Genomic DNA, 12848 nt, shown 5'->3' with positions numbered 1-12848 from the left:
CCGGGGGTTTGGGGCGGCCACCTCAAAACCCCCGGCACAACGGTCATTTCGCTCCGGTTCGTCAACACGGGATTCGAAAAACACTCTCGAACCATCCCTCGCGCGAGTGACGTAATGTCGCCAAGTCATCACTGCCCGCTACGCTCACTGCGTGACCCACACCGCGCGCCGCATCGGCCGAACTCTCGCTTTCGTACTGCCTGTCTTCATGGTTCTGTCCGGGACCCTCGCGGTCACCGCCGTGCCGTGGGCAGCCAGCAACTCCGACTCGCAGATGCTCACCGCCTCGGCCCAGACCGTCTCCAAGCGCGCCAAGCCGCGCACCCCGCAGGACATCCTGCGCGACAAGCTCCTCCTGGAGCTCCAGGAGAAGGACCCCGCCGCCGCGTTGACGGATCTCCAGCGTGCCGTCGAGGGGCGTCCCTCACTCGCGAGGCACTGCATGTCCATCGCGAAGGCGCTGGGCAAGGCCGCGGTCGAGCAGTACGGCCCGACCCGGGCGCACCGCTTCTCGCGTCCCGTCTGCGACACGTCGTTCGCCTCGGGGGTCGCGCAGTTCAGCTGACCGGCCCCGTACGGGCACGGCATATCGTGCCTGGCATGCATACGTTTCCGACGCAGGCCGTGATCCTGGCGGGTGGCCAGGGGTCGCGGCTGCGCCCGTACACCGATGACCGCCCCAAGCCGATGGTCGAGATCCCTGGTACCGGGACTCCGATCATCGGCCATCAGCTTTCCTGGCTGGCCGCCGAGGGCGTGACCGACGCCGTGGTGTCGTGCGGGCACCTCGCCGAGGTGCTGCAGGAATGGCTGGCCGCGGCGGTGCTGCCGCTGCGGGTCACCACCGTCGTGGAGTCCGAACCGCTGGGGCGCGGCGGCGGGCTGAAGTACGCGGCGGCCCGGCTGCCCGATCCGGAGCAGCCCTGGTACGCGACCAACGGTGATATCTGGACCCGTTTCTCGTTGCGTGAGATGGCCGCGTTCCATGCGGAGCGTGATGCGACCGCGACGCTGGCGCTGGCCCGTCCCCGGATTCCGTGGGGTGCGGTGGAGACGGACGCGTTCGGGCACATCACCGACTTCATCGAGTCGCCGCCGTCGCCGTATCTGATCAACGCGGGGGTGTACGTGTTCTCCCCGGCGTTCACGGACATGCTGCCGGACCGGGGCGACCATGAGCGGACGACGTTCCCCCGGCTCGCGCGGGAGCGCAGGCTGGCCGGCTATCCCCTGCCGCACGGGGCCTACTGGCGGGCCATCGACACCGCCAAGGACCTCACGGAGGCGGCCAAGGAGCTGGACGGGCGGTAGGGCCCCCCGCCTCCGGGGGCGCGTGGAGGCAGGGAAGACAGTGCGAGGGGCGGGCACCGGAATCGATCCGGTGCCCGCCCCTCGCTGTGCTGTGCCGTGTGCTCCTGGAGGCGCTCAGCCCAGGAGACCGCCGAGGGGGTTCTTGCCCCCTCCGCCTCCGCCCGAGGAGCCGTCGGGGGCGCCGTCCGCGCCGGGGGCCGGGTCCGCGCCGCCCGCGGTGGTGCCGCCGGCGCCTCCGGTGGGTCCGGCGGAGCTGGGGCCGGCGCTGGTGGTGCTCGGGGGCTGCTGGGGGGTGGTCTGCCGCGGGGGCTGCTGGCCGGTGCCCTGGGTCTCGCTGGGCCTGCCCGTGCCCGCCGTCGCCTGGCCCGACTCGCGGACCGTGCCGCCGGTGGTGGCCGGTGTGGAGGCCTGCGCGGACGGGGCCTTGGGGGCGGTGCTCCGGGACGGGGCGGGCTGCTGCCCGGCCGGGGAGCGCGAGGCCTTGGCGCCGCTGCGGGACTTCTCGGGGAGCGGGGAGCCGGGGAGCTGGTTGGTCGGGACTCCGTTGGGTCCGGGAACGGTGACGACTCCGGAGGAGCGGACCGCCCCGCCGAGCATGGAGCCGATGAGCAGCGTGAGGCCGACGACGACCGTGGCGACGACAGCGCCCCGGCGCAGTACGCGGCGGCGGAGGTCCCAGATCTCGGAGCGGGGGCCGAGCTTGCGCCAGGCCTCTCCGGCGAGGCGTCCGTCGACGGAGTAGACGGGGGCGCCCGCGATGATCAGGGGGCTCCACGCCGCGAGGTAGATGATGTCCGGCGCGTCGTAGACGGGGACGGTGCGCCAGCTGACGGTGACCAGGAGGGCGGCGGAGAGGAGCGCGCCGACCGAGGCGGCCACGCGCTGCCAGAGGCCCAGGACGGTGAGGACGCCGACGACGACCTGGAGGAAGGCGATGCTGAGTCCGGCGCCGACGGGGTGGGAGAGCGCGAATTCGCGCAGCGGCTCGGCGAGCGCCCAGGGGTGCAGCGAGTTCAGCCACTTGACCATGGAGCCCCGGTCGCCGCCGTCGAAGTAGACGGGGTCGCAGAGCTTGCCCATGCCGGCGTAGATCGAGATGAAGCCGAGGAAGACGCGCATGGGCAGCAGGACGACGCCGAGGTTCATCCGGCGGCCGGGGTAGTACGCGTGCCGGACGGAGTCGCCGCTCTGGCGGCGCTCGCGGTCGTCGTCGTCGAAGTCGTCGAAGTCGTCGTCGCGGTCGGCCCCGTCCGGGCCGTATCCGTCGGCGCGGTACGCGTCCGTGCGGTATTCGTCCGAGGCGTACGGACGGTCGCCGGTCTCGACCGGGTCGAACGCGCCGACGGCCTGCCGCATCGGCGGCAGCAGCGGCCCGCCGGAGCGGGGGCCGCCCACGAGCGGGGTGGGCTGGGTCTCTTCGAGGCGCGGGATGACCTGGGTGCCGGCGCCGCGTCCGCCCTCGGGTTCGTACGAGGCGTACGGGTCGTAGGGGTCGTACGCGGGGTCGGGGCGGCCCGGGACGCCCGGCCGGCCCGCGGTGGAGTTCCGTACGGCCTGGAGCAGTCCGGTGGCACCGGGGTCGCCGGGGGCGGACCTGCCGCTCCACACGACGGGGGCGCGCCGGCCGCGCCCCGCTCCGGAACCGCTCATGGCGGGGATCCTGGGCGCAGCGGCGGGGGTCACACCGCGCAGCCGTGCGCGCTGGCCGGGTGCGAGCTGCACGCGGAAGCTGGCGTGGTTGACGATGACCTGCGCAGGGTCGCAGTCCACCTTGGTCATGCTCAGGGCGGGTTGTTCGTCGAACCGAGGCGTTCTGGTGTCCACACTCATCTAACCGAGTGATGTGTGTTTAGGACACTGCTTTGACGGCGTCTAAGTGTCCGAGGCCCGTCAACCGGTGGTGGCGGGGCGCGGTGGGGCGTACGCGCGCTCCGGTGCGCCCCCGCGTACGGTCGCGCACGGCCGCGCACAGGGGGCGGACGGCGGAGGGTCTGCTCCGTCGGCCGCCGCCCGTGCGGGTGGTCCTGCCGGGGCCTGCCAGGTCCTGCCGGGCCGGTCAGGCGCGGCGGCGGGCGACCTCGTACATCACGATGCCGGCCGCGACACCGGCGTTCAGGGACTCGGCGCCGCCGGGCATCGAGATGCGGACCCGGTAGTCGCAGGTCTCGCCGACGAGGCGGCCGAGGCCCTTGCCCTCGCTGCCGATGACGATGACGACGGGGCCGCCGAGGGCTTCGAGGTCCTCGACGGTGTGCTCGCCGTCGGCGGCCAGGCCGACGATCGCGATGCCTTCCTTCTTGTACGCCTCAAGGGCGCGGGTCAGGTTGGTGACGCGGGAGACCGGGGTACGGGCGGCGGTGCCGGCGGAGGACTTCCAGGCTCCGGCGGTCATACCGGCGGCACGGCGCTCGGGCACGACCACGCCGTGGCCGCCGAACGCGGAGACGGAGCGGACGATCGCGCCGAGGTTGCGCGGGTCGGTGACGCCGTCGAGGGCGACGATCAGCGGGTCCTGGCCGTTGTCGTACGCGGCGGCGGTGAGGTCCTGCGGGTCGGCGTACTCGTACGGCGGGACCTGGAGGACGAGGCCCTGGTGGTTCAGGCCGTTCGTCATCCGGTCGAGCTCGGGGCGCGGGGCCTCCATCAGGTTGATGTTGCCGCGCTGGCCGGCGAGCTGGAGGGCCTCGCGGACCCGCTCGTCGTTGTCGATGAACTGCTGGACGTACAGGGTGGTGGCGGGGACGCCGTCGCGCAGCGCCTCGAAGACCGGGTTGCGGCCGACGACCATCTCGGAGGTGCCCTTGACGCCGCCTCGGCGGGGGGCCGGGCGGCGGCTGGCGGCCTGCTTGGCCTTGGCGGTCGCCATGCGGTTCTTCTTGTGCTTCTTGCGGTCCTCGGCGGGCGGCGTCGGGCCCCGGCCTTCGAGAGCACGGCGTCGGTTACCGCCGCTGCCGACCTGCATGCCCTTCTTGTTGGACGTGCGGCGGTTCCTGCGCTGGCTGTTCCCGGCCATGACCTACCTGTTTCGTTGCTTCAGACGTGCATGCGTATAAGTGAGAGTGTGCCGCCCGGCGGGCCGGGCGGCACTCGGGAGGACTACTGGCGCGGGCCGAGTGTCCACCGTGGTCCGGCCGGGCTGTCCTCGATGACGAGCCCGGACTGGTTGAGCTGGTCGCGGATGGCGTCGGCAGCCGTCCAGTCCTTGCGCTCGCGTGCCGACTGGCGCTGGTCCAGGACGAGCCGTACGAGGGTGTCGACGACGCCGTGGAGGTCGTCGCCCCGGTCGCTCTCGCCGGCCCAGTGTTCGTCGAGCGGGTCGAGGCCGAGCACTCCGAGCATCGCACGTACTTCCGCGAGGCGGGCGACGGCGGCTTCCTTGTCGTCGGCGGCGAGCGCGCTGTTGCCCTGGCGGACGGTGGTGTGGACGATCGCGAGGGCCTGCGGGACACCCATGTCGTCGTCCATCGCCTCGGCGAAGGCGGGCGGCACCTCGGCGGCGGGCTCGACCGTCTCGCCTGCCTTCTCGGTGACGCGCTGGACGAAGCCCTCGATGCGGGCGAACGCCGACTCGGCCTCGCGCAGGGCGTCCTCGCTGTACTCGATCATGGACCGGTAGTGCGGGGTGCCGAGGTAGTAGCGCAGCACGATGGGGCGCCAGGTCTTGACCATCTCGCTGACGAGTACGGAGTTGCCGAGCGACTTCGACATCTTCTCGCCGGCCATGGTGACCCAGCCGTTGTGTACCCAGTACTTCGCGAACTCGTCGCCGAAGCCCTTGGCCTGGGCGATCTCGTTCTCGTGGTGCGGGAAGATCAGGTCGATGCCGCCGCCGTGGATGTCGAAGGCGGTGCCGAGGTACTTGTGCGCCATCGCGGAGCACTCCAGGTGCCAGCCGGGCCGGCCTCGGCCCCAGGGGGTCTCCCAGCTGGGCTCGCCGGGCTTGGACGCCTTCCACATGGCGAAGTCGCGCTGGTCGCGCTTGCCGGTCTCGCCGTCGCCGGAGGGCTGGCGCAGATCGTCCAGGTCCTGGTTGGAGAGCTCCAGGTAGCCGGGGAACGAGCGCACGTCGAAGTAGACGTTGCCGTCGGCCGCGTAGGCGTGTCCGCGCTCGATGAGGCCGCGCATCATCTCGGTCATCTCGGTGATGTGGCCGGTGGCGCGGGGCTCGTAGGTGGGCGGCAGGCAGCCGAGCGCGGCGTAGCCGTCGTTGAACGCGCGCTCGTTCTCGTAGCCGATGGCCCACCAGGGGCGGCCCTGTTCGGCCGACTTCCGGATGATCTTGTCGTCGATGTCGGTGACGTTCCGGACGAACGTCACGTCGTAGCCGCGGTGGGCGAACCAGCGGCGCATGATGTCGAAGTTCAGTCCGGACCTGATGTGCCCGATGTGCGGGGCGGCCTGGACAGTAGCGCCGCAGAGGTAGATCGAGACACAGCCCGCTGTGAGCGGGACGAAGTCACGGATCTGCCGGGCGCTGGTGTCGTACAGGCGAATAGTCACGCCTCAAGGGTAGTGGGCGCGCACCAGTGCCCCGCGACCCCTTGGGGGAATGCGGCGGCAGTTGTCGGGGTCCGTCGTCACGGTACGGGCCGGACCGGCTCCCCCGGCCCGGGTCCGGTCGCGTTCCGCTTCGTCTCCGCGCCCGCCGGGAGGGTCAGCGCGAGGGCGGCGCCCGCGAGGGGGACGGCGGCGAGCACCGCCCACCGGACGGGTGCGGGGGCGCCGAGCAGCGCCCCGGTGGCGGCGCTGCCCGCGAGTACGGCCACGCCGGATACGGAGGACAGCGCTCCGGTGGCGAGTCCGAGGTGCCGGTCGTCGACGAGGTCGGGTACGAGGCCGCGGGCGGCCGGCACCAGCAGCATCTGCCCGAGGGTGAGCAGGACGACGAACACGGCCGAGGGCAGCAGTCCGGCGGGCCCGTCCGGGGTCAGTGGCACGGCGGCGAACCCGGCGGCGACGGTGGCGAGCCCGGCGACGAGTGCGGTGCGGGGTGCGAGGCGGTGGGCGGCCCAGCGGGTCACCGGCAACTGGGCGCAGACGACGAGCAGCGAGGAGAGCGCGAACAGCGCGCCGAGCGCGGCCTGCGATCCGGTGGCGCGCCGCACCTCGGCGGGGAGCGAGAGGTAGAGCTGGTTGTAGGCGACGAGGTAGCTGCTGTACGTGAGGCACAGCAGCAGGAACGGCCGGTTGCCGAAGACCTCGCGCACGGAGCCCCGGTTGCCTGCCGTACGGGCCACGGGCGCCCGGCGCGGCATCAGCCGGGCGTGCGCGGCGAGTACGGCGACGAAGACGAGGACGCCGGCGAGGGCGGCGGCCCTGAGCCCGCCGCCCAGGAGCAGGAGTGCCGAGCCGAGGAGCGGTCCGATGAAGGCCCCGGCCTGTCCGGCGGCGGAGAACCGGGCGAGCACCTGGGCGCGCGGGGTGCCGGTGGCCCGCTCGTGGCGGACGGCCTCGCGAGCGGTCTCGGACTCGACGGCGGGTGAGAACAGCGCGGCGGCGAGTCCGGTCAGCAGGACGGCGCCGATGACGGTCGCGGTGGAGCCGGCGAAGGCGAGCCAGCCGAATCCGGCGATGCGCAGGGCGCAGCCGGCGAGGACGACGGGGCGGGGCCCGTAGCGGTCGGTGAGTGCGCCGCCGATGACGAAGAGGCCCTGCTGGCTGAAGGTGCGCAGCCCGAGGACCAGGCCGACGAGCCAGCCGGCCATGCCGAGGCCGGTGCCGAGGTGGGTGGCGAGGTAGGGCAGGACGGCGTAGAAGCCGGTGTTGAAGGCGAACTGGGTGGTGGTGAGGAGGCGGAGGTAGCGGTCCGGGGCGTGGGCTGCGGGGGGCGGGGCGGCGTTCACGCGGCACCCTTGCGGTGCCGGACGGCGGCGGCCGCGAGGACGGCCGTCGCGCCGAGGGCGGCGAGCGCGGCGGCGGGGGCGAGTACGGCCCAGGGGGCGCGCTCCGCGTAGGGGAGGTTCTCGGAGAGCATCCGGCCCCATTCGGGCGACGGGGGCGCGGTGCCGAGGCCGAGGAAGCCGAGGGAGGCGAGGGCCAGCGCGATGGCGGGGACGCGCAGGACGGCGTGGCGGACGACGGGTGGCAGTACGCCCGGCAGCACGTGGCGGCGCAGCAGGTGGGCGCGTCCGGCGCCGAGTGCGCGGGCGGCGGCGATGTGCGGGGCGGCGCGTTCCTGGGCGTAGAGGGCGCCGGTGTGCGCGGCCAGTGGTGCCCAGGCGACGGCGGTGACGGCTGCGGCGGCGCTCCAGGGGCCGGGTCCGGCGATGCCGGCGACGACGAGCCCGGTGAGGATCGCGGGGAGCGCGTTGGCGGTCTCGGTGAGCGCTCCGGCGCGTACGGCTCCGAGGGCGAGGCCCATGAGGAGGGTGGCGGCGGAGACGGCCAGCGCGGTGAGGACGGTGCGGGCGGCGCCGTGTCCGAGGCGGGCGAGGATGTCGCGGCCGAGGGAGTCGGTGCCGAGGGGGTGGGCGGTGGACGGTCCGGCGAGGCGGGCGGCGGCGTCGATCTGGAGGGGGTCGCGCAGCAGTCCGGCGACGGTGACGGCGGCGAAGAGCACGGTGAGGAGGAGTGCGCCGGCGATCAGCGACCGGCGTGCGCGGGCGGCGGGCGGGACAAGCGCCGGCAGGGCGCCGTCGTGCAGGGCGGGGCCGAGCAGGGTGCGGGAGGCGAGGCGGGCGGCGAGTCCGGCCGCGACGCCGAGGAGCAGCAGCATCAGGACGCAGGCCTGGAGGACCGGGAGGTCCTGGGCGAGTGCGGCGGCCAGGGCGGCGGAGCCGAGGCCGGGGATCGCGTAGAGGGTCTCGACGGCGACGGCCCCGCCGGTGAGGCCGACGACGATCAGGCCGAGCTGGGGCAGCAGGCCGGGCAGGGTGCGGCGCAGGGCGTGCCGGGCGATCCGGGTTCCGGGCAGTCCGGCGGCGGTGGCGGCGCGGGCCCAGGGTTCGGCGAAGGCGGCGGGCAGTGCGTCGTCGAGCAGCCGGCCGAGCAGGGCGCCGGCCGGGATGCCCATGGCGAGGGCGGGCAGCACCGTCTGCCCGGGGGTGCCCCAGCCGAGTGCGGGGAGCCAGCCGAGCCGGACCGCGACGACCGCGGCGAGCACGGCGGCGATCAGGAACTCGGGGAAGGCGGCGAGGACGGCCGCACCGACGCCCGCACGGGTGGTGACGCTGCGGCGGGCCGCCCCGCGCCGCAGGGTCCCGGCGGCGAGCGCGGCGGCGAGGACCAGGGCGACGGCGAGGGAGACGCCCATCAGGGTGAGCGAGACGCCCAGGGCGGACATCGCGTCGGGGGCGACGGGCTGCCCGGAGACCCAGGAGGTGCCGAGGTCGCCGCGCGCGAGTCCGCCGAACCAGCGGCCGAGGACGTGGAGGGGGCCACCGTCGAGCCCGGTCCCGGCCCGGATGGCGTCGAGGGTCTCGGGGGTCGGCGGCCGGTCGGCGTACCGGGCGCGCAGGATCGTGCGGGCGGGGTCGGTGCTGGTCAGCCGGGGCAGCAGGCCGATGACGGCGAGGACCGCGAGGAGCGCGGTGAGGCGTCCGGCGAGGTACTTCACCCGGTCATCCGACGCGGGTGTCTGCGGTGATGAGGGTGCGTTCCATCGGGTCGAGCGCGACGCCGTGGACGCGGCTGTCGTCGTACCCCTGGACGAAGCGTTCGTGGAGCAGGGGGACGAGGGCGTCGGTGCCGAGGATGTCCGCCTCGGCCGTCATCGCCGCGCGGTGGCGGGCGTCCGTTCCGGCGAGTGCGGCGGCCTTGTCCACGTCGGCGTCGACGCGCTTGTCGCAGAGCTGCGAGATGTTGAAGCTGCCGTCGCAGGTGAAGTCGGAGGCGAGGTAGGAGACGGGGTCGGCGGTGTCCAGGAGGGTGTTGCGGGCCTGGATGAAGGCGTCGTACTTGCCGGCGAGGGCGTCGGCCTCCAGCTGGGCGTAGTCGCGGACGACCTGCTTGACGGTGAAGCCGCGCTTCTGGAGCTGCTGCTGGACGACGGTGGCGGCCTCGGGGAGTTCAGGCCGGTTGGTGTAGGTGGCCAGCACGATCTGCTTTGCCTTCGCGATCTGCGCCTTGCCGGCGGCCTCCGCCCGGCCGGCCGGGTCCTGGCGGGCTGCGGCGGCCCATGGCACGCCGGGTCCGAGGAGGCCCTGCGCGCTGTCGGCGCGGCCTTCGTAGACGGCCTTGACGAGGGCCTGGGAGTCGATCGCCTCGCGGGCGGCGGCGCGCATCGCGGGGTCGCTGAAGACGCCGTGCTCGGTGTTGAGGGAGAGGCCGTTGGTGCGGGCGGAGGGGAACTCGTGGACGAGCCCGTCGCCGAGGAGGGAGGCCTGCGAGATCGGTACGTACTCGGCGACGTCGACGGCCTTGGTTCGCAGGGCGTTGGCGCGGGCGGTGCCGTCGGCCACGAACGTCACGTCGACGCCGGGGGCCTTGGCCTTGGCACCCCAGTAGTGGTCGTTGCGTTCCAGGGTGGCGCCGACGGCTCCCTTGACCGAGGCGAGGGTGAAGGGTCCGGTGGCGTGTCCGGCGGGGTTCACCTTGCCGTCGCGGTAGGCGGCGGCCGACAGGACGGTGAGGGAGGGGTTGGCGAGGCGCTGGGGCAGCAGCGGATCGGCCTCGGTGGTGACGACCCGTACGGTGCCGTCGCCGCCGGCGGTCGCGGTGATGCCGGTGTCGGACAGGACGCGGGGCTTGGGCGAGGCCTTCTGGGCGGCGTTCAGGGACCGGGCGACGGCGGCCGCGTCGACTTCCGTGCCGTCCTGGAAGGACGCCTCGCGCAGGGTGAAGGTCCACGCCTTCGGGCTCTCGCGCTTCCAGGAGGCGGCCAGCGCGGGCTTCGCGGCGCCTTCGCGGTCGAGGGAGGTGAGGCCCTCGATGACCGAGAGGCGGCTGAGGTTGACGGCGTCGTCGCCGTAGGGGGACATCGCCTGGGCGGGCGGGAAGGCCATGACGACCCGGAGGCGTTGCCCGCCGCCCGACGCGCTCCCGGTGTCGTTCGCGCCGCCGGAGCAGGCGGTGGCGAGCGGGACGAGGAGGGCGGCCGCGGTCAGCGGCAGCGCGGCGCGACGGAGTCGGGACGTGGGCATGGCAACGACCTTATATGAAAACGATTGTCATTTGAAATGGCATGGGGGAAGCGGCGGTGAGCGAACCCGGGGACGCCGGTTCAGCCGGCGGCGGGCATCGGAAGCTCGAAGTGGACGACGCTCTGGCCCCGGCCGGGCAGGGTGCGCTCGTCGCACACCTCCCGCGCAAGGGACCGCCAGAACGGCTCGGCGCCCGGCACTGAGGGATCGGTGTGCAGGTAGACCGCCTCGTACCCGCCGGCCCGCGCGACGAAGTCGCACAGCTCGCGCACCAGCCGCCGCGCCAGCCCGTGCCTGCGATGCTCCGGCGTCACGTAGATCCGGCACAGCTGGGCGGTGCTGCCGGACGGGAAGCGGTCCGCGACCCACTGCGGGTTGGGCGGCGCCTGCGGTCCCCGGTCGCGCACGGCGCCCGTCGCGACGATCTCGCCGTCGCGCTCGGCCACCAGCAGGGTGCAGCGCTCGGGCCGCAGATAACTGGCCTCGGGATCGATGATGTCGGCGTGCCAGCGCGGTACGTAGCCGGACCTCAGGTCGCGGTAGACGGTGTCGAGCATCACGGCCCGCGCCCCGTCGACGTCATGGGCAGTGGCGGTGCGCAGGATGTATCCGTCGGCATCGGCCCGTACCGCGGCCGTCATCGTCGTACTCATCCCGGAGCCTCTCCCGTCCCTCGCATCACCTCATTGCCGTACCAGGGTACGTGCAACCGATGTGCAACAAGGCCACGGGCCCGGCGGTCCGCCGGGCCCGCCGGATCGGCTCCGGGGCAGGTCAGACCAGTCGGTAGACCAGCGCGGTGGCGATTCCCGCGATGCCCTCCGCGCGGCCGGTGAAGCCGAGTCCGTCGGAGGTGGCGGCGGAGAGCGAGACCGGCGCACCCACCGCGGCGGACAGCACCCGCTGCGCCTCGTCACGCCGCTTGCCGATCTTCGGCCGTACGCCGACGACCTGGACGGCGACGTTGCCGATCTCGAAGCCCTCGGACCGCACGATCCGGGCCGCCTCGGTCAGCAGCGTGACCCCCGCGGCGCCGGACCACTCGGGGCGCCCGGTGCCGAAGTGCTGCCCGAGGTCGCCGAGGCCGGCGGCCGAGAACAGCGCGTTGCACGCGGCGTGCGCGACGACGTCCGCGTCGGAGTGCCCGGCGAGCCCCGGGCCCTCGCCCTCCCACAGCAGACCCGCGCACCACAGCTCGCGGCCCTCCTCGAAGGCGTGGATGTCGGTACCGATCCCGACGAGCGGGATCACCGGCGCGGCGCGCCCCCCGGAAACCGCCTGCCCACCGGACACCATCTGCTCCTCAGAAGCCATCGTTCGCCCTCCTGCGCGCGAGAACCGCTTCGGCCAGGACCAGGTCCAGCGGCCGGGTCACCTTGAACGCCTCCTCGTGTCCGGGTACGACCACGACGGGCGCCCCGAGCTGCTCGACCAGGCCCGCGTCGTCGGTCGCGCCCTCGCCGCTGACGGCGACCCGCTCATGGGCCCGCACCAGCGTGTCGCGGTCGAAGCCCTGCGGCGTCTGCACCGCACGCAGCCTGGAGCGCACCGGCGTGGAGAGCACCGGTTCGGGCTCCCCCGGCGCGCCCGGCTCGACCTCCTTGACGGTGTCCGCCAGCGGCAGCGCCGGGACGACGGCGAGCGCCCCGTCCCGTACCGCCTCGACCACCGCGTCCACGGTGTCGACGGGCACCAGCGGGCGGGCCGCGTCGTGCACGAGGACGGCACAGACATCGGCGGGCAGCGCGTCCAGGCCGAGCTTCACCGACTCCTGGCGGGTGTCGCCACCCGGCACGACGAGGAATTCGGTGCGCTCGGGCAGGGCGTGCTCGTCGAGCAGGCTGCGCACCTCGGCGGCGCCGTCGGGCGGAGCGACGACCACGACCAGGGAGACCTGACGGGAGGCCGCCATGGCCCGTACGGCATGGACGAGCATGGGTGTTCCGCCCAGCGCGCGCAGCGCCTTGGGGGCGCCGGGGCCGAGCCGTACACCGCGGCCGGCCGCGGGAATCACGGCGGCGGTGCGGCCTGGAAGCGATTGATCAGACATCGGTTGCACTCCGAAGCATCGGCATGTTTGTCTCCACGGCCGACGTGGGTATGGGCTCAATCGAGCCGGGCGCTACGCCATGACTCGACCGGGACCCCTTCCGTGACCCCGGGCGAGACGAGGACCGCCCCGGCCGCTCGGGATCGGCCTGACACGTCGACTTCACAAGATCGCGAGCAAAGTACCGGGGGATCGTCGCCGAGGCCAACGCGTCGGCACATCGAGAACAACATCCGGGACGCCTGGGCCTTGGCCGTCGGCGTCCTTGCGCCCGGAATCCGGAATATGGCCGGAATCCGTGTGTCCGAAAATCCGCAGTCGGACGCCCGGAATCCATCGCCGGACATGAACTCATGTCCGGGGTCGGACCCATGCCCGGACATGCCGCAGCGCCCGACGACAGGCCG

Annotated in this window: 11 protein-coding genes; 2 read left to right on the top strand and 9 right to left on the bottom strand. The window is 73.6% G+C overall.

The features are described 5' to 3' along the window. Positions 1-151 precede the first annotated feature (151 nt). Together ACGFU6_RS21925 and ACGFU6_RS21920 are read left to right on the top strand one after the other, a co-directional pair. The gene (locus ACGFU6_RS21925) at positions 152-565 is read left to right on the top strand and encodes a hypothetical protein (protein WP_393613051.1); all 414 of its coding nucleotides are present in this window, start codon (positions 152-154) and stop codon (positions 563-565) included. A gap of 35 nt (positions 566-600) precedes the next feature. After that, positions 601-1311 carry an NDP-sugar synthase gene (locus tag ACGFU6_RS21920; protein WP_393613049.1) on the top strand — a complete coding sequence of 237 codons (711 nt, stop codon included), beginning with the start codon at positions 601-603 and terminating at the stop codon, positions 1309-1311. 114 nt (positions 1312-1425) lie between these two features. Here ACGFU6_RS21920 and ACGFU6_RS21915 read toward each other — a convergent pair whose 3' ends face one another. The 9 genes from ACGFU6_RS21915 to ispD form a co-directional block, all read right to left on the bottom strand. After that, positions 1426-3141: a DoxX family membrane protein gene (locus ACGFU6_RS21915; protein WP_393613047.1), complete on the bottom strand. Its 1716-nt coding sequence runs from the start codon at positions 3139-3141 to the stop codon at positions 1426-1428. A 226-nt stretch (positions 3142-3367) separates the two neighbouring features. Continuing rightward, positions 3368-4324 carry a 23S rRNA (guanosine(2251)-2'-O)-methyltransferase RlmB gene (gene rlmB / locus ACGFU6_RS21910; RefSeq protein ID WP_393613045.1) on the bottom strand — a complete coding sequence of 319 codons (957 nt, stop codon included), beginning with the start codon at positions 4322-4324 and terminating at the stop codon, positions 3368-3370. Positions 4325-4407: 83 nt separating this feature from the next. After that, on the bottom strand, positions 4408-5811 hold the full coding sequence (cysS, locus tag ACGFU6_RS21905) for a cysteine--tRNA ligase (RefSeq protein ID WP_393613043.1): 1404 nt from the start codon (positions 5809-5811) through the stop codon (positions 4408-4410). Positions 5812-5888: 77 nt separating this feature from the next. Beyond that, positions 5889-7154: an MFS transporter gene (locus ACGFU6_RS21900; RefSeq protein WP_393613042.1), complete on the bottom strand. Its 1266-nt coding sequence runs from the start codon at positions 7152-7154 to the stop codon at positions 5889-5891. Further along, positions 7151-8866, bottom strand: a complete 1716-nt coding sequence (locus ACGFU6_RS21895; protein ID WP_393613040.1) for an ABC transporter permease subunit — start codon at positions 8864-8866, stop codon at positions 7151-7153. Before ACGFU6_RS21895 ends, ACGFU6_RS21900 begins: the two co-directional genes overlap by 4 nt. 4 nt (positions 8867-8870) lie before the next feature. Further along, entirely contained in the window at positions 8871-10391 is a 1521-nt protein-coding gene (locus ACGFU6_RS21890) for an ABC transporter substrate-binding protein (RefSeq protein WP_393613038.1), read from the bottom strand. Positions 10392-10471: 80 nt separating this feature from the next. Next, a complete protein-coding gene (locus ACGFU6_RS21885) occupies positions 10472-11044 on the bottom strand; it encodes a GNAT family N-acetyltransferase (RefSeq protein ID WP_393613037.1) in 573 nt (190 codons plus the stop codon). Between the two features lie 121 nt (positions 11045-11165). Continuing rightward, positions 11166-11705 carry a 2-C-methyl-D-erythritol 2,4-cyclodiphosphate synthase gene (ispF, locus tag ACGFU6_RS21880; protein ID WP_393613035.1) on the bottom strand — a complete coding sequence of 180 codons (540 nt, stop codon included), beginning with the start codon at positions 11703-11705 and terminating at the stop codon, positions 11166-11168. After that, positions 11695-12441 (bottom strand): 2-C-methyl-D-erythritol 4-phosphate cytidylyltransferase, encoded by a 747-nt coding sequence (gene ispD / locus ACGFU6_RS21875; RefSeq protein ID WP_393613033.1) that lies wholly within the window; start codon positions 12439-12441, stop codon positions 11695-11697. Before ispD ends, ispF begins: the two co-directional genes overlap by 11 nt. Between the last annotated feature and the right edge of the window lie 407 nt (positions 12442-12848).

The sequence above is a fragment of the Streptomyces sp. NPDC048462 genome (assembly GCF_043200175.1).
Taxonomy (GTDB): Bacteria; Actinomycetota; Actinomycetes; order Streptomycetales; family Streptomycetaceae; genus Streptomyces.
Note: the sequence above shows the minus strand (reverse complement) of the source record. Positions and strands in the feature narration are given on the sequence as shown.

Excerpts from the sequence above, each read along its gene's own strand:
- ACGFU6_RS21920 (WP_393613049.1), top strand. The coding sequence starts at position 601 with ATGCATACGTTTCCGACGCAGGCCGTGATCCTGGCGGGTGGCCAGGGG.
- ACGFU6_RS21915 (WP_393613047.1), bottom strand. The coding sequence starts at position 3,141 with ATGAGTGTGGACACCAGAACGCCTCGGTTCGACGAACAACCCGCCCTG.
- rlmB (WP_393613045.1), bottom strand. The coding sequence starts at position 4,324 with ATGGCCGGGAACAGCCAGCGCAGGAACCGCCGCACGTCCAACAAGAAG.
- ACGFU6_RS21890 (WP_393613038.1), bottom strand. The coding sequence starts at position 10,391 with ATGCCCACGTCCCGACTCCGTCGCGCCGCGCTGCCGCTGACCGCGGCC.
- ACGFU6_RS21885 (WP_393613037.1), bottom strand. The coding sequence starts at position 11,044 with ATGAGTACGACGATGACGGCCGCGGTACGGGCCGATGCCGACGGATAC.
- ispF (WP_393613035.1), bottom strand. The coding sequence starts at position 11,705 with ATGGCTTCTGAGGAGCAGATGGTGTCCGGTGGGCAGGCGGTTTCCGGG.
- ispD (WP_393613033.1), bottom strand. The coding sequence starts at position 12,441 with ATGTCTGATCAATCGCTTCCAGGCCGCACCGCCGCCGTGATTCCCGCG.